General features: G+C 70.1%; 14 protein-coding genes and 1 pseudogene. 6 read left to right on the forward strand and 9 right to left on the reverse strand.

The annotated features are described in order from the left end of the window. Nucleotides 1-60: 60 nt before the first annotated feature. A pseudogene (locus tag AC1RAA_RS13690) lies at nucleotides 61-1,233 on the reverse strand (diaminopropionate ammonia-lyase); the annotation flags it as partial. Nucleotides 1,234-1,261: 28 nt separating this feature from the next. Next, nucleotides 1,262-2,443, reverse strand: coding sequence for a M20 aminoacylase family protein (locus AC1RAA_RS13695; RefSeq protein WP_492728729.1), 1,182 nt, complete (start codon nucleotides 2,441-2,443; stop codon nucleotides 1,262-1,264). 88 nt (nucleotides 2,444-2,531) lie between these two features. Between AC1RAA_RS13695 and AC1RAA_RS13700 the strand changes: the two genes are divergently transcribed. Then, nucleotides 2,532-3,005 carry an Lrp/AsnC family transcriptional regulator gene (locus tag AC1RAA_RS13700; protein ID WP_095743953.1) on the forward strand — a complete coding sequence of 158 codons (474 nt, stop codon included), beginning with the start codon at nucleotides 2,532-2,534 and terminating at the stop codon, nucleotides 3,003-3,005. A gap of 18 nt (nucleotides 3,006-3,023) precedes the next feature. Here AC1RAA_RS13700 and AC1RAA_RS13705 read toward each other — a convergent pair whose 3' ends face one another. From AC1RAA_RS13705 to AC1RAA_RS13725, 5 genes are all read right to left on the reverse strand, one after another. Continuing rightward, nucleotides 3,024-3,383: a hypothetical protein gene (locus AC1RAA_RS13705; RefSeq protein ID WP_492728727.1), complete on the reverse strand. Its 360-nt coding sequence runs from the start codon at nucleotides 3,381-3,383 to the stop codon at nucleotides 3,024-3,026. Nucleotides 3,384-3,427: 44 nt separating this feature from the next. Then, a complete protein-coding gene (locus tag AC1RAA_RS13710; RefSeq protein WP_492728725.1) occupies nucleotides 3,428-3,883 on the reverse strand; it encodes a hypothetical protein in 456 nt (151 codons plus the stop codon). 83 nt (nucleotides 3,884-3,966) lie between these two features. Continuing rightward, nucleotides 3,967-4,659 carry a YceH family protein gene (locus tag AC1RAA_RS13715; protein WP_492728723.1) on the reverse strand — a complete coding sequence of 231 codons (693 nt, stop codon included), beginning with the start codon at nucleotides 4,657-4,659 and terminating at the stop codon, nucleotides 3,967-3,969. Nucleotides 4,660-4,706: 47 nt separating this feature from the next. Further along, a complete protein-coding gene (locus AC1RAA_RS13720; protein WP_492728721.1) occupies nucleotides 4,707-5,432 on the reverse strand; it encodes a phosphodiester glycosidase family protein in 726 nt (241 codons plus the stop codon). A gap of 23 nt (nucleotides 5,433-5,455) precedes the next feature. Continuing rightward, nucleotides 5,456-6,487, reverse strand: coding sequence for an isocitrate/isopropylmalate dehydrogenase family protein (locus AC1RAA_RS13725; RefSeq protein ID WP_062478955.1), 1,032 nt, complete (start codon nucleotides 6,485-6,487; stop codon nucleotides 5,456-5,458). 226 nt (nucleotides 6,488-6,713) lie between these two features. On the opposite strand from AC1RAA_RS13725, the gene metG reads away from it, so the two are divergent. Beyond that, nucleotides 6,714-8,810 carry a methionine--tRNA ligase gene (metG, locus tag AC1RAA_RS13730; protein WP_354343040.1) on the forward strand — a complete coding sequence of 699 codons (2,097 nt, stop codon included), beginning with the start codon at nucleotides 6,714-6,716 and terminating at the stop codon, nucleotides 8,808-8,810. A 20-nt stretch (nucleotides 8,811-8,830) separates the two neighbouring features. Here metG and AC1RAA_RS13735 read toward each other — a convergent pair whose 3' ends face one another. Beyond that, the gene (locus AC1RAA_RS13735; RefSeq protein WP_062478945.1) at nucleotides 8,831-9,502 is read right to left on the reverse strand and encodes a GntR family transcriptional regulator; all 672 of its coding nucleotides are present in this window, start codon (nucleotides 9,500-9,502) and stop codon (nucleotides 8,831-8,833) included. A gap of 58 nt (nucleotides 9,503-9,560) precedes the next feature. On the opposite strand from AC1RAA_RS13735, the gene AC1RAA_RS13740 reads away from it, so the two are divergent. From AC1RAA_RS13740 to AC1RAA_RS13755, 4 genes are read left to right on the forward strand one after another with little or no spacing between them, the layout of a single operon-like run. After that, complete coding sequence (locus tag AC1RAA_RS13740; protein WP_492728719.1) at nucleotides 9,561-10,316, forward strand: enoyl-CoA hydratase/isomerase family protein; 756 nt, start codon at nucleotides 9,561-9,563, stop codon at nucleotides 10,314-10,316. Nucleotides 10,317-10,359: 43 nt separating this feature from the next. Then, the gene (locus AC1RAA_RS13745; protein ID WP_369631702.1) at nucleotides 10,360-11,334 is read left to right on the forward strand and encodes a Bug family tripartite tricarboxylate transporter substrate binding protein; all 975 of its coding nucleotides are present in this window, start codon (nucleotides 10,360-10,362) and stop codon (nucleotides 11,332-11,334) included. Further along, nucleotides 11,331-12,530, forward strand: coding sequence for a CaiB/BaiF CoA transferase family protein (locus tag AC1RAA_RS13750; RefSeq protein ID WP_492728716.1), 1,200 nt, complete (start codon nucleotides 11,331-11,333; stop codon nucleotides 12,528-12,530). Before AC1RAA_RS13745 ends, AC1RAA_RS13750 begins: the two co-directional genes overlap by 4 nt. Next, complete coding sequence (locus AC1RAA_RS13755; protein WP_390346101.1) at nucleotides 12,517-12,741, forward strand: hypothetical protein; 225 nt, start codon at nucleotides 12,517-12,519, stop codon at nucleotides 12,739-12,741. The genes AC1RAA_RS13750 and AC1RAA_RS13755 overlap by 14 nt, the downstream gene beginning before the upstream one ends. A 7-nt stretch (nucleotides 12,742-12,748) precedes the next feature. On the opposite strand, the gene AC1RAA_RS13760 is transcribed toward AC1RAA_RS13755, so the two are convergent. After that, nucleotides 12,749-14,461 carry a hydrogenase maturation protein gene (locus AC1RAA_RS13760; RefSeq protein ID WP_492728714.1) on the reverse strand — a complete coding sequence of 571 codons (1,713 nt, stop codon included), beginning with the start codon at nucleotides 14,459-14,461 and terminating at the stop codon, nucleotides 12,749-12,751. Between the last annotated feature and the right edge of the window lie 42 nt (nucleotides 14,462-14,503).

Raw genomic sequence — 14,503 nt, forward strand, 5'->3', positions numbered from 1 at the left:
GGCTTCGGCGATGCCTTCGCGTTGCAGCCATTGCGCCTGCGCCGCCACGACTTCTTCGCCTGTGCGGCCGGTCAGCGCGCGGTACACGCCGGGCGCGGTCGCGCCTTCGGTGCTGAACAGCAGCACGCGCGAGCTGGCGTCGAGGCCGGCGGCGCGCGCCAGTTCGGGATCGGCCGCGAGCACCTGCAGCGCCGCGAGGCCGGCCGCGCCGGATTCGCCGACCAGCACGGGCACGTCGCCCGCCTCGCCGGTGGCGAAGGTGCGCATGGCGTGTTCGGCGTCGGCATCGGTGACGGTCATGAAGAGATCGACCGAGGGTTGGAGGAAGCGCCACGCGAGCGGCGAGGTCTCGCCACAGGCCAGTCCCGCCATCACCGAATCGACGCTGCCGGTGGCGCGGTCGGGCCGGCCGCTGCGCGCGCTCTGCAGCAGGCAGTCGGCCTGCTCGGGCTCGACGACGATCAGCGTCGGCCGCGCGGCGCCGTAGCGTTCCCAGAAATGGCTCGCCACGCCGGCCGCGAGCCCGCCGACGCCGCCCTGCACGATGACGTGGGTGAAGGGGCACGGCGCGCCGGGCGCGGTGTTCTCGAGCAGCTCGTCGACGAGGATGCCGTAGCCCTGCATCACGTCGCGCGGAATCTCTTCGTAGCCTTCGTAGGAGGTGTCGGAGACGACCTCCCAGCCGTTCGCCTGGGCCAGGCGCGCGGCCTCTTCGACCGAAGCATCGTAGTTGCCCGCGATGCGCACGATCTCGGCGCCGAGCGCGGCGATGGGCGCCTCGCGCTCTTCGCTGACCTGCGCGTGCAGCACGATCACGCAGCGGCAGCCCATGCTCTGCGCGGCTGCAGCCAATGCGCGGCCATGGTTGCCATCGGTCGCGCTGATGACGACGAAGTCGCGCAGCGCCTCGGCATGCCGGCCCGCGAACAGGTCGGCGGGCGTCCAGCCCCGCTCGGGCCAACGGCGCAGCACCAGGCGCAGCAAGGCCACGGGCGCGCCCAGCACCTTGAAGCTGCCGAGCGCGGAGCGGCGCGATTCGTCCTTCACGACCACCTGCGCAACGCCCAGTTGTGCGGCGAGCCGGGGCAGCGGCCACGCCGGCGTCGGCTGCGGCGAGAGGCGGTCCCAGGTGGACAGCCACTGGCGACTCTCGCGGCCGCGTGCGATGTTCATGACGGCCTGCAGGGCCGCGTCGTAGCCGCGCCGTTGCGCGTGAGGGTTGGCGAAGAGCATGGGAAGAAAACCGGAAAGGAAGAATGGATCAGGAGGCGGCGCGCACGGGAAGCCGCTGGCGCACGATCTGCGCGAAGTAGCGCGCGCCCGTGGTCAGCACCGCGTCGTTGAAGTCGTAGCGGCCGTTGTGCAGCGGCGTGCCGCCGGGCTCGCCCTCGGCGCCGTTGCCCAGGAAGACGAAGGCGCCCGGCACGGCGCGCAGGAAGGCTCCGAAGTCTTCCGAGATCATCATCGGCGCGACGTTCGCATCGACCTTCCCGGCGCCCACCACGGCCGTGGCGGCGGCCACCGCGGTCGGCACGCATTCGGCCCAGTTCACGGTGGGCGCGAACTCGTGCGTGTAGCTGAAGGTGCACTCCGCGCCGTGCATGCGGCAGATGCCTTCGCTGATCTCGCGCATGCGCGTCTCCAGCATGCGCTGCACCGCAGGGTCGTAGCTGCGCGTGTCGCCCTTGATGACCACGTTCGACGGAATCGCGTTGCGGATGCCGTCGGTGATGAACTCGGTGCACGACACCACGGCCTGCGCGCCGGGGTCGAGCGTGCGCGAGACGATGGTCTGCAACGCCAGCACGATCTGCGCGCCGATCACGATCGGGTCGATGCCCATGTGCGGCCGCGCTGCGTGCGTGCCCCGGCCGTGGATGTGGATGACGAAGTTGTCCTCGCTCGCCATCAGGCCGCCCGCGCGCGTGGCGAAGGTGCCGGCGGGCAGGCCGGGCATGTTGTGCAGGCCGTAGATCTCGTCGACCGGAAAGCGTTCGAACAGGCCGTCGTCCATCATGGCCCGGGCGCCGCGGCCGTGTTCTTCGGCGGGCTGGAAGATGAAGCGCACGGTGCCGTCGAAATCGCGCCGCTCGCGCAGCAGCTGCGCGGCGCCGAGCACCATCGCCATGTGGCCGTCGTGGCCGCAGGCGTGCATGCGCCCGGGCGTGGCGGAGGCGTAGGGCCGCTCGGTCGCCAGTTCGGTGATGGCCAGTGCGTCCATCTCGGCGCGCAGGCCGATCACGCCCGTCCCGCTGCCGACCGTGAGGCTGGCGACCAGCCCGGTGCCGCCGATGCCGGTGTGCACTTCGAGCCCCAGCGCCCGCAGCGCGTTGGCAATGAAGGCCGAGGTCTTCGCCTCCTCGAAGCCGGTTTCGGGCATCGCGTGCAGCTGGTGCCGCCAGCCGGCCAGCTGGTCGCGCAGGGGTGCGTCTGGAAACTTCATGGCGAGATGCTATTGACAACGCAGCGGGACAGGTGCGCAAAATGAGCCGCTGCTACGCAACGTTTTTGCGTGAAGCCAGCCCTTTCTCATGACACCCCTCGACGCCCTCGACCTGCACCTGCTCGAACTGATCCAGGCCGACAGCCGCCTCTCGCAGGGCGAGCTGGGCGAGCGCATCCACCTGTCGACGGCGGCCGTGAACCGCCGGCTCAAGCGCCTGCGCGACGAGGGCGTGATCCAGCGCCACGGCGCCGTGCTGTCGCCGGCCGCGCTCGGGCACCCGCTCACCATCGTGGTCGAGGTCGAGGCCGAGAGCGAGCAGATCGAACGGCTCGACGCCATGAAGCAAAGCTTTCGCGACTGCCCGCAGGTGCAGCAGTGCTACTACGTGACGGGCGAGTGGGACTTCATCCTTGTGTGCGTGGTGCGCGACATGGCGCAGTACACCGCGCTCACCCGCCAGCTGTTTTTCCAGAGCAACAACGTCAAGCGCTTTCGCACGCTGGTGACGATGGACCCGGTGAAGGTGAGCCTGGATGTGCCCGTGTCGGCAGGGGCCTGAGCGCGCGAGCGTTCGGTGTCACGAGCCCAGGCCGAACAGCGCCAGCAGGCCCAGGACGAGCCAGCCGGCCTTCTTGGCGCTTTCGGCGCTTTCCTTCGAGATCGGCCACAGCTTGGCGCGGCGCCAGGCGCGAAAGTTGTTCGCCACCGCGAGGCCCACGCCAAGCAAGAGCAGCGGCGCCATGTCCCATGCGGCTGCTGCGATGCCCGACAGCACGACGATCAGCAGGCCCGCCACCCCGATCCCGCTCGAGGTGCTGGCCAGCACATGCGAGAGCTTGCCGCAAAGTCCGCACGCCGCGGGCGTTTCGCGGCTGGACCAGCGCTTGGCAACGGCGGCGATGCCCGGCTGGCGGCAATGGGGACAGGCGTAGGTCATGCGGCTCCCGCGAACGACGTGGAAGCCGACGATAGCCGATGCGCTCAGCGCGCCGACAACATCGACCGCAGCATCAGCAGCACCGCGCCGACGATCGGCGCCAGCGCCAGCAGCCGGCCGGGTTCGAAGGCCAGCCCTGCGACAGCGCCGACAAGGCAGCCAGCCTTGACCCACATCGGCACCGCGCCCCAGCCACGCCCATGGGTCACGGCGAGCGCAACCAGGGCGACCCAGCCGAGCGCACCGCCAAGGACCGACAGCGTCCAGCTCAGCAGGTAGAGCGCCGAGTCCGCGTCGCGGAACGCGAGGGCCGTGCCCAGGCCGCGCCAGGTGTGCCACCAGCCGTCGAACAGCAGGAAGCCGGTGGCCGAGGCGGCCCACCAGAAGAAGGCGTAGAGGCTGGCCACGCCGGCCAGGGCCGCCAGCCCGCCCAGCAGGCGGCGGGTGATGTCGTCGAAGGGCGCGGGGTCGCGCCAGGTGGCCGTTGGTCCGTGATCCATGCTCGGAGCTCCATTGGTTCGCAATGGGTCCGACGGTAGGCAGCGAATGTGCGAGCTGGATGAAGCCTGTGTGAAGCGCGGTATCAGGCTGTCGGCGCGTCGGGCGCAATGCCCAGTTCCGCGCACACGCGCCCCAGCAGCGCCTTCAGCGACGCCACCTCGGCCTCCAGCCGCGCCACGTTGGCCTTGAGCGCCGCGACCTCGCCGAGCGAATCGCCGTTCGTGGCGAAGGCGCCGTCGCCCGATGCGCCCGGCCTCGCCACCTCTTCCGCCGGTGGCCCGCTCAGCAGGTGCGCCCAGCGACTCTCGCGCGCGCCGGGCAGGCGCGCCAGCTTCACCACCAGCGCGCCGGCCGGCCGTTCGGCGAGTTCGTTGAGAAAGCCCTCGACCGACGAGATGTCGGCGAAGTTGTGCATGCGGTCGCAGGCGATGCGCAGCTCGCCGGCCGTTTGCGGGCCGCGCAGCATCAGCACGGTGAGCAGGATCACCGACTGCGACGGAATGCGCAGCACGCGGTCGATGTTGTGCTCGTAACGGAAGGCGCGCCCGCCGCTGGTCTCGGCCACGAGGCTGTAGCCCTTCAGGCTGTCGATGGCGGCCTGCACCTGCGACTCGCTGAGTTCGAGCACCGGGTTGCGGCTGGTCTTCTGGTTGCAGCCCGACACCAGCGAGTTGAGCGTGAGCGGGTAGCTGTCGGGCACGGTGCGCTGCTTTTCGGCCAGCACGCCGAGGACGCGGGTTTCGAGGAGGGACAGGACGGGCAGCGGTGTGGACATGGCGCAGGAAGAAGAGACAGGGACAGAAGTGAAAAGGCAGCCGGGCCTCAGGGCGCCACCACGGCCAGCATCGGCCCGAGGTCGCGCACGAAGTCGTTGCGCTGCAGTGTCTTCGAATAGATCGCCGACACGGTGCCGTCGAGGTACAACGCGTCGCGGCAATGCAGCACATCGCGCAAGTACAGCGCGAAGTCGTAGAAATTCACCGGCGTCTCGGCGAGGACGAAGACCGCGGTGGTGCCCGACACGCACACGCCGTTGCGGGTCTTGCGCGAATCCGAATTCGGAATGAGCGCCGGGTGCACTGCGCCGTGGCGCAGCAGCAGCGGGCCCGACTGGGTCGCCAGCTGCACGCCGCCCTTCGCGGCAATCGCCGGGTATTCCGATGCCTCGACGATGCGCGGCCCCTGGGCCGTCACCAGGAACACGCCGTTGGGCTTGCGAAAGAAATTGCCGACGCCGTCGGCCAGATTCAAAGGGGCCTCCTCGCGGCCTTCGCGCACCAGCAGGCCGACCGGTGCGAAGTCGGCGTGGTACATGCCGGCGTTCGCCGCGAACAGCAGCTGCTTGTGGCGCGCCTTCAGCCAGGCCTCGAGCCGGTCGAAGCGCTTGAAGGCGGCGCCGGTGTCGTCGTTCAGGAACAGCGTGAGCTTGTCGGTGCGCAGGTCGACCTTGACGACGGTGTAGCGCGGCGGAGCGTCCACGGCCCCGGCGGCGGACCACGCCAGGCCGGCGAGCAGGAAGACCAGCGCAGGCAGCAGCAGTTTTTTCATGCGACCTGCACTGTCTGCTTTTCTCAGCCGCCGTTGATGCGCGCGACCAGCGCCTTGGTGAAGGCCGCCGTGCCGGCGCTGCCGCCGAGGTCGCCGGTGCGCACGTTGTCCAGGTTGAGCGTCTGGTCGATGGCGGTGCGCAGGCGCGTGGCCAGTTCGGGCCGTTTGACGTGGTCGAGCATGAGCGCGGCCGCCAGCAGCAGCGCGGTCGGGTTGGCGATGCCCTTGCCGGCGATGTCGGGGGCCGAGCCGTGCACGGCCTCGAAGATCGCGGCGTTGGTGCCGATGTTGGCGCCGGGCGCCATGCCCAGGCCGCCGACCAGCCCGGCCACGAGGTCCGAGAGGATGTCGCCGAACAGGTTGGTGGTCACCAGCATGTCGAACTGCCAGGGGTTGAGCACCAGCTTCATCGCACAGGCGTCGATGATCACGGTGTCGAGCTCGAACTGGCCCTTGTACTTCTCTTCGTACAGGTCCAGGCCAGTCTCCAGGAAGATGCCGGTGAGCGCCTTCATGATGTTGGCCTTGTGCACCAGCGTGACCTTCTTGCGGCCGGTGGCCACGGCCGTGTCGAACGCGTATTCGAGGATGCGGCGGCTGCCCTTGCGGGTGTTGACGCCGGTGGCCATGGCCACGGCGTGCGGGTCGCCGTCGATGGGCACGTAGTGCTCGTGGCCGATGTACAGGCCCTCGAGGTTCTCGCGCACCACGGTCAGGTCGATGTTGTCGTAGCGCCCGCCCGGGATGATGGTGCGCGCGGGCCGCAGGTTGGCGTACAGCTGGAACTCCTCGCGCAAGCGCACGTTCGACGAGCGGTAGCCGCCGCCCGAGGGGGTTTCGAGCGGGCCCTTGAGCGCCAGGCGGGTGCTGCGGATGCTGTCCAGCGTGGCCTTGGGCAGCGGGTCGCCCGAGGCCTTGACGCCGCCCAGGCCGGCGATCTGGGTGTCCCACACGAAAGGCGCCTTCAGTGCGTCGAGCGCCGCCAGGGTCGCGTCGACGATCTCGGGGCCGATGCCGTCGCCGGGGATGAGGGTTGCGGGGATCGAGGTGGTCATCGGCGGCGGCTCACTTTCAGTAAAGAGGCTGCGAGCATACGTCGCACGGGCGACACCCCCGCGGCCTTCGGGGTCACTCCGGGTACCCCGCCGGCGGGGTGAGCAGCCCCATGGCGGCGGCCCCGGGACGGGCCGCCTAAAATGCCCGGTTCCCGGACGCGGCCCCTGGCCGCCTCCACGGGCCCCGCGCCCCTTCCGTTCGTCACTCCCGAAAGCGCCCTCCCCGATGTCCGCCCCGCGCAAGCTCTTCGTCACCACCGCCCTGCCGTATGCCAACGGCAAGTTCCACATCGGCCACATGATGGAATACATCCAGGCCGACATCTGGGTGCGGAACCAGCGAATGAATGGCGCCGACGTCAACTTCGTGTGCGCCGACGACGCGCACGGCGCGGCCATCACCATCGCGGCCGACAAGGCCGGCGTGACGCCGCAGGCCTTCGTGGCCGAGATCGCCGCGGGCCGCAAGCCCTACCTCGACGGCTACCACATCGCCTTCGACAACTGGCACTCGACCGACGCGCCCGAGAACCACCAGCTGGCGCAGGACATCTACCGCGACCTGCGCGCCAACGGCCTCATCGAGACCAAGAGCGTCGAGCAGTTCTACGACCCGGCCAAGGGCATGTTCCTGGCCGACCGCTTCATCAAGGGCGAGTGCCCCAACTGCCACTCGAAGGACCAGTACGGCGACAACTGCGAGGTGTGCGGCGCCGTGTACGCGCCCACCGAGCTGATCAACCCCTACTCGGCGCTGTCGGGCGCCAAGCCCGAGCTGCGCAGCTCGGAGCACTTCTTCTTCAAGCTGTCGGACCCGCGCTGCGAGGCCTACCTGAAGGAATGGACCGCCGCCCCCGGCCATGTGCAGCCCGAGGTGCAGAACAAGATCCGCGAGTGGCTCTACAAGGACGACGAAGGCAAGGGCGGCCTGGGCGACTGGGACATCAGCCGCGACGCGCCCTACTTCGGCATCGAGATTCCCGATGCGCCGGGCAAGTACTTCTACGTGTGGCTCGACGCGCCCGTGGGCTACCTGGCCTCGCTGAAGAACCTGCTGGACAAGCGCTGCATCGAGCTGGGCGGCGACGGCATCTCGTACACCGAGTACATGGCCGACCCCGAGCTGGAGCAGGTGCACTTCATCGGCAAGGACATCATCACCTTCCACACGCTGTTCTGGCCCGCGATGCTGCATTTCAGCGGCCGCAAGGCGCCCAACGCCGTGTACGTGCACGGCCACCTGACGGTGAGCGGCGAGAAGATGAGCAAGAGCCGCGGCACCGGCATCGACCCGCTCAAGTACCTGTCGATCGGGCTCGACCCCGAATGGCTGCGCTACTACATCGCCGCCAAGCTCAACGGCCGCAACGAGGACATTGACTTCAACCCCGACGACTTCGTGGCGCGCGTCAACAGCGACCTCGTGGGCAAGTACATCAACATCGCCAGCCGCGCGGCCGGCTTCATCGGCAAGCGCTTCGGCGGCCAGCTGGGCGCGGTGTCGGCCGACGGCGAAACGCTGCTGTCCACGCTGCGTGCCGCCGCCACGCAGGTGCAGTCGCTGTACGACGGTCGCGACTACGCCCGCGCGCTGCGCGAGGTGATGGCGCTGGCCGACAAGGTGAACGAGTACGTTGACCAGAACAAGCCCTGGGAACTGGCCAAGAAGGAAGGCGCCGAGGCGCGCCTGCACGACGTGTGCACGGTGTGCATCGAGGCCTTCCGCCTGCTCACGCTGTACCTGAAGCCGGTGCTGCCGGCGCTGGCCGTGAACGTCGAGGCCTTCCTGAAGATCGCGCCGCTGACCTGGGCCGACGCCGCGCAGGCCCTGCCGGCCGGCCACGCCATCGGCGACTACAAGCACCTGATGCAGCGCGCCGACCCCAAGCAGGTCGACAAGCTGTTCGACGTGCCCGAAGCCGCGGCTGCCGCACCCGTCGCCACCGAAGCGCAGGAGCTGCCCGGCGGCGAAGCCATCGCGCCGACCATCACCATCGACGACTTCGCGAAGATCGACCTGCGCATCGCGAAGATCGTGGCCTGCGAGAAGGTCGAGGGCTCGACCAAGCTGCTGCGCCTGACGCTCGATGCGGGCGAAGGCAAGACGCGCAACGTGTTCAGCGGCATCGCCTCGGCCTACCAGCCGGAGCAGCTCGTGGGTAAGCTCACCGTGCTGGTCGCCAACCTCGCGCCGCGCAAGATGAAGTTCGGCGTCAGCGAAGGCATGGTGCTGGCTGCGAGCCACGGCGACGAAAAGGCCCACCCGGGCATCCACGTGCTCGAGCCCTGGGCCGGCGCGACGCCGGGCATGCGCGTGCGCTGACCCGAAAACGAAAAGAAGAACTAGCCGAACTTGTTGTTCAACACGAGGTCGGCGAACACCTTGCCGCCCACCGAGATGTGGTCGCGCATCGCCTCCGCGGCGTTGTCCGCGTGGCCTTTCAGAATCCACTCGACCACCCGTTCGTGCTCCCGCTGTGAAGCGGCGAGCCGGCCGGGCTTCTCGAACATCCGCCCACGGTAGGCCGAGATGCGCAGCCGCACGGTCTGCGCCTGCTCCACGATGAAGGGGTTGCCGCTGGCGCGGTAGATCACGTCGTGCAGCGCGGCGTTGGCCTGCTGGTAGGCCTCGGCGTCGTCCGCCTGCGCCTGCGCGGCGGTGCCGGCCAGGGCGCGCAGCAGCTCCTCGCGCAGCGCCGGGCCGATGCGCAGCGCGGCCAGCCGCGCCAGCACGCCTTCGAGCTCGCCGAGCGCTTCCATCATCGCCACCAGTTCGTTCGCCCGCAGCTGGCGCACGTAGATGCCGGTGCGCGGAACGATGTCGACCAGCCCGCGCGCGCTGAGCAGCAGCAGCGCCTCGCGCACCGGCGTGCGCGAGGTGTTGAAGCTCAGGGCCAGGGCCTTTTCGTCGATGGCCATGCCGGGCGACAGCACGCCGCCCAGGATGTCTTGTTCGAGCCGGGCGCGGATGCGGTCCTGCAGGCTGTGGGTGTCGAGGGTTTTCGCGGGTTGCATGGCGATCTGGATATTAGCTAACCTTACAGATATATCAATTCATATGTTTGGTACATCAATGTCTCCCACCCTCGCGATCGACGGCCACGTGGCCTACCTGACGCTGCACCGTCCCCAGGCCGCCAACAAGCTCACGCCGGAAGATCTTCCCGTGCTGATCCAGCATGTGGACACAGTGAACCGCACGCCCGAGGTGCTGGTGCTGGTCCTGCGCGCCGAGGGCAAGTACTTCTGCAGCGGATTTGATATATCAGAGGTGGCCGCCCAGAGCCAGACCGAGGGCCGCAGCTTCGGCGAGATGGTCGATGTGTTCGAAAACTGCCGCGCCGTCACCATCGCGGCGGTGCACGGCGGCGTCTACGGCGGCGCGACCGACCTCGTGCTGGCCTGCGATTTCCGCGTGGGCGCCCGCAGCGCCGAGATGTTCATGCCGGCCGCCCGGCTCGGCCTGCACTACTACCAGAGCGGCATGGAGCGCTACGTGTCGCGGCTGGGGCTGGACACGGCCAAGCGCCTCTTTCTCACCGCCGAGAAGCTCGACGGCGCCGCCATGCGCGACTGCGGCTTTCTCACGCAGCTGGTCGACGACGCCGCCGCGCTCGACGCCGAGGTGCAGCGCCTGCGCACCGTGCTCGCCGGCATGGCGCCGCTGGCGCTGCTGGGCATGAAGAAGCACCTGAACCAGATCGCGCGCGGCACCGCCGACGCGGCCGCGATCTCGCGCGAGGTGCAGCGCACCGTCGCCTCCGAAGACCTCGCCGAGGGCGGCCGGGCCTGGCGCGAGAAGCGCACGCCGGTGTTCCAGGGCCGCTGAGCGCGCCCGCCCCTTCCCCACACAAGACCCAGGAGACAAACCCATGAAGCAAGAACTGCGAGCCCTCTCGTTCGCCGCCGCCGCGCTGCTGGCCTCGGCCGGCGCACTGGCCGACACCTACCCCTCGCGCCCGATCACGCTGCTGGTGGGCTTCCCCGCCGGCGGCGGCGCCGACACGGTGGCGCGCATCGTCGGCGACAAGCTGGGCAAGCTGCTCGGCCAGCCGATCGTCATCGACAACAAGCCGGGCGCGGGCACCACCATCGCGTCCGACCAGGTCGCGCGCGCCGCGCCCGACGGCTACACGCTGCTGCTGGGCAGCGCCAACCTCTACGGCAGCGACAAGCTGCTCTACAAGAGCGTGAAGTACGACGGTGCCAGGAGCTTCGTGCCGATCTCGCGCTGGAGCTCCGCGCCGATGCTGCTCGCCGTGAACAAGGACGTGAGCGCCAAGACCGTGCAGGCGCTGATCGCCGAGGCACGGCAGAACCCCGGCAAGCTGGCGTACTCGTCGTCGGGCGCCGGCGTGGTGACGCACCTGGCGGGCCTGTCGTTCGAGAAGGCGGCCGGCGTGCAGATGCTGCACGTGCCGTACAAGGGCGGCGCGCCGTCGATCCAGGCCGTGGCCGCGGGCGACGTGCAGCTCACCTTCGGCACGCCGCCCTCGGTGCTGCCGATGGCGCAGGGGCAGAAGCTGCGCGTGCTGGCCGTCACCTCGGGCCAGCGCTCGCCGCTCTTTCCCGACGTGCCCAGCGTGGCCGAGGCCGGCGTGAAGGGCTACGACTACACCTTCTGGTTCGGCCTCTTCGGCCCGGCCGGCCTGCCGCCGGAGGTGGCGCAGAAGCTGTTCGACGCCAGCGTGGCGGCGCTGAACGACCCCGAGGTCAAGGCGCGGATGGAAAAGTCGGGCAACGAGTCGGCGCCGTCGAAGTCGCTGGCCGAATTCCGTGCCTGGGCTTTGGCCGAAGGCGCGAAGTCGAAGGAACTCACCGAGCGCTCGGGCGCGAGCGTCGAATGAGCACGCACGCACCCAAGGCAGGCCCGCTGCAGGGCTTCACCGTCATCGACCTCACGCGCGTGCTCGCGGGCCCGTACTGCACGCTGCTGCTCGCCGACCTGGGCGCGCGCGTCATCAAGGTGGAACAACCCGGCCTGGGCGACGACGCGCGGCAGATCGGTCCCTTCGTCGAGGGCGACTCGGCCTACTTCATGTCGGTCAACCGCAACAAGGAGTCGATCGCGCTCGACCTGAAGGCGCCGGCCGACCGCGCGGTCTTCGAGCAGCTGCTGGCCACGGCCGACGTGCTGGTCGAGAACTTCCGGCCCGGCACGATGGAAAAGCTGGGCTACGACTGGCCGACGCTGCACGCGCGCTTTCCGAAACTGGTGTTCACCTCGGTCTCGGGCTTCGGCCAGACCGGGCCGTACAGCAAGCGCCCCGCCTACGACATGGTGGTGCAGGCGATGGGCGGCATCATGAGCCTCACCGGCCACCCGGGCGCGCCGCCGACGCGCGTGGGCGTGTCGATCGGCGACCTGGGCGCCGGGCTGTACGCGGCCATCGGCACGCAGGCCGCGCTGCTGCAGCGCGGGCGCACGGGCGTGGGCGACCGGGTCGACGTCGCCATGCTCGACTGCCAGGTCGCGCTGCTCGAGAACGCGATCTCGCGCATGGAGGCCGAGGGCCGCGCGCCAGGGCCGATCGGTTCGCGGCATCCGTCGATCACGCCCTTCGACGTGTTCCGCGCGGCCGACGGCTGGTTCGTGATCGCGGCGGGCAACGACGCGCTGTTCCAGCGCCTGTGCACTGCGCTCGAGCTGCCCGCGCTCGCCGGGGACGCGCGCTTTGCCACCAACCCGGCGCGCTGCCAGCACCACGAGGCGCTGAAGCAGTTGCTCGAAGAGCGCCTGTCGACCGCGCCCTGCGCGCACTGGCAGGCGTTGCTGATGCAGCACAACATCCCCACCGGCGACTACAACGACGTGGCGGCGGTGGTGAACGACCCGCAGGTGCAGGCGCGCGAGATGCTGGTGCAGGTGCGCACGCAGGGCGGTCAGCCGCTCACGGTGGCGGGCAACCCGGTGCACGTCGGCGGACTGCGCACGCAGGTGCGGCGGCAACCGCCACGGCTGGACCAGGACCGCGAGGCGATCCTGGCGTCGCTCGCCCGATCCAGCGCTGCGGGTGCAGAATCCGCCCATGCAACGCAGTGACCGCCTCCGCCCCTTCGTCCTTTCCGCGCTCGGCCTCGCGGGTGCGCTGCTGCTGAGCGGCTGCGCGGTGGTCAGCGTCGCGAGCACCGCCGTGAGCGTTGGCGCCGGCGCGGTCGGCCTCGCGGCCGATGCAGCCATCGGCACCGCGCGCATCACCGGCAAGGCCGTGGGCGCGGCGGCCGACGCGGTGATTCCCGACAGCAAGGACTGACGGGCGTTCAGCGCGGCAAGCCGAGCGCCGCGAGGTGCGCAGGCGTGTGCTGCGCTTTTTCCTTGCGCACGAAGGCCGAGCGCAGCGTCGCGTGCGGCTCGGCCGGATCGAAGAAATTGCGCCGCATGTGCGCCAACTCCTCGTCGCGGTACGCCTGCAGCGGCTTGACCGCTTCGTCGCGCACACGCGCCGCCTGCTTGTCCGCCAAGCGCGCGGCCAGGTCGGGCGATGCCGCCAGTTGCGCGGCCAGCCGGCCGACCTCGTCACCCAGTTCTTCCGGCGCGGCCTGCAGCACGCGCTGCGCCAGGCCCAGCGCCACCGCGCGCTTCGCGCTCACGGGGAGCGCCGACTGCGTGAGCCGCGCGGTCTCGTCGGCGCCCACGCGGCGCGGCAGGCTGTAGGTCCAGTACTCCGAGCCGTGCAGGCCCATGAGCTTGTAGTGCGGGTTGAGCACCACGCCATCGCGGCACCACACCTCGTCGGCCGCGAGCGCGAGCATCACGCCGCCCGCCGCGGCATTGCCGCCCAGCGCGGCCACCGTGAGGCGGTCGGTGGTCGTGAGCACGGCCTCGACCAGGTCGTTCATGGCGTGGATGTTGGCCCACGACTCCTCGGCCGGATCGGCCGCCGCCTCGATCACGTTCAGGTGGATGCCGTTGGAGAAGAAGTCGCGCAGCCCGCCCAGCACCAGCACCGAGGTCGGGCGGGTGCAGGCGAAACGGTAGGCAGTGAGCAGACGCCGGCATTGCGCGGTGCTCATGGCCCCGCCCGCGAAAGAGAAGTTCAGCACGCCGACGGGGCCGTGCTCGCGGTAGCGGATGTCGGTCCAGGTGCGGCGGCCAGCGGGCAACTCGAGCGGCGCGGCCACCTCGGGCAGGCCGGCAGGCAATCGCGCGCCCAGCACCTCGACGGCCGGCAGCTTGTAGCTCGGCAGCCCGGAACCCGGCTCGCGCCAGGGCCGCAGCTGGGTGAGCCAGACCGCGCCGTCGACGGTGGCGCGGCAGACGGCGCCGGCGCGGGTGGCGATCAGTTCGCCGGGCGTGCCGCGCAGCTCGTCCTCGACATGGCCGCCGTGCAGGTACCACGGCGCGCCCAGCAGATCGTCGAGCACGCCGGGCTGCGAATCGGCCGCGCGCAGCTGTCGCAGCACCGATTCGGTGGTCTGCGTGGCCCAGTCGATGCGGCGCTCGGCCTGCTTCATGAAGGGCCGCCAGCCGGCGGCGAGGTCGGCCGCCTTCTGCCGCTTCGGCTTGTACGTGCCCGAGGCGAAGCGCTCGACGGCCAGCAGCACGGCGTCGACGGCGGCATCGGCCACCTCGCCGCGGTACAGGTCGCTCTTGCCGGCCTGCGGCGGCACCTTCAGCGGCGACCAGGCCCAGACGTCGCCCGCGTCCATCTCGGCCACGGCCTCGAGCACGGTGACGCCCCAGCTGTCGACGCCGCCCTGCAGCGTCCGGTCGAGCGAGGACGGGCCGCGGTCGCCGGGCGGGCCCGGGTGCACGATGAGGCAGGTGTGGGCGCGCCAGACGTCCTCGGGGATCGCCGTGGTCAGCATCGGCGCGATGACGAGCGCCGGCGCGTGCTGGCGCACCGCTTCACGCAGCGCCTCGTCATCGCCGAGCGCCAGCACGATGCCTGCTGTGTGGCCCCGGTCCTGGAGCTCGGCCAGCACGCGCTGCGTGAGACTGTTGAACGCGCTCGCGACGAGCAGGATGTGCATGGCGACCTCATTGACGTTTGTTTCTAAACGTCAAAAATGTAT

The organism is Variovorax sp. GW823-FHT04F07, from assembly GCF_058795995.1.

Coding starts and splice junctions, on each gene's coding strand:
- AC1RAA_RS13695 (WP_492728729.1), bottom strand. CDS start 2,443: ATGAAGTTTCCAGACGCACCCCTGCGCGACCAGCTGGCCGGCTGGCGG.
- AC1RAA_RS13700 (WP_095743953.1), top strand. CDS start 2,532: ATGACACCCCTCGACGCCCTCGACCTGCACCTGCTCGAACTGATCCAG.
- AC1RAA_RS13705 (WP_492728727.1), bottom strand. CDS start 3,383: ATGACCTACGCCTGTCCCCATTGCCGCCAGCCGGGCATCGCCGCCGTT.
- AC1RAA_RS13710 (WP_492728725.1), bottom strand. CDS start 3,883: ATGGATCACGGACCAACGGCCACCTGGCGCGACCCCGCGCCCTTCGAC.
- AC1RAA_RS13715 (WP_492728723.1), bottom strand. CDS start 4,659: ATGTCCACACCGCTGCCCGTCCTGTCCCTCCTCGAAACCCGCGTCCTC.
- AC1RAA_RS13720 (WP_492728721.1), bottom strand. CDS start 5,432: ATGAAAAAACTGCTGCTGCCTGCGCTGGTCTTCCTGCTCGCCGGCCTG.
- AC1RAA_RS13725 (WP_062478955.1), bottom strand. CDS start 6,487: ATGACCACCTCGATCCCCGCAACCCTCATCCCCGGCGACGGCATCGGC.
- metG (WP_354343040.1), top strand. CDS start 6,714: ATGTCCGCCCCGCGCAAGCTCTTCGTCACCACCGCCCTGCCGTATGCC.
- AC1RAA_RS13735 (WP_062478945.1), bottom strand. CDS start 9,502: ATGCAACCCGCGAAAACCCTCGACACCCACAGCCTGCAGGACCGCATC.
- AC1RAA_RS13740 (WP_492728719.1), top strand. CDS start 9,561: ATGTCTCCCACCCTCGCGATCGACGGCCACGTGGCCTACCTGACGCTG.
- AC1RAA_RS13745 (WP_369631702.1), top strand. CDS start 10,360: ATGAAGCAAGAACTGCGAGCCCTCTCGTTCGCCGCCGCCGCGCTGCTG.
- AC1RAA_RS13750 (WP_492728716.1), top strand. CDS start 11,331: ATGAGCACGCACGCACCCAAGGCAGGCCCGCTGCAGGGCTTCACCGTC.
- AC1RAA_RS13755 (WP_390346101.1), top strand. CDS start 12,517: ATGCAACGCAGTGACCGCCTCCGCCCCTTCGTCCTTTCCGCGCTCGGC.
- AC1RAA_RS13760 (WP_492728714.1), bottom strand. CDS start 14,461: ATGCACATCCTGCTCGTCGCGAGCGCGTTCAACAGTCTCACGCAGCGC.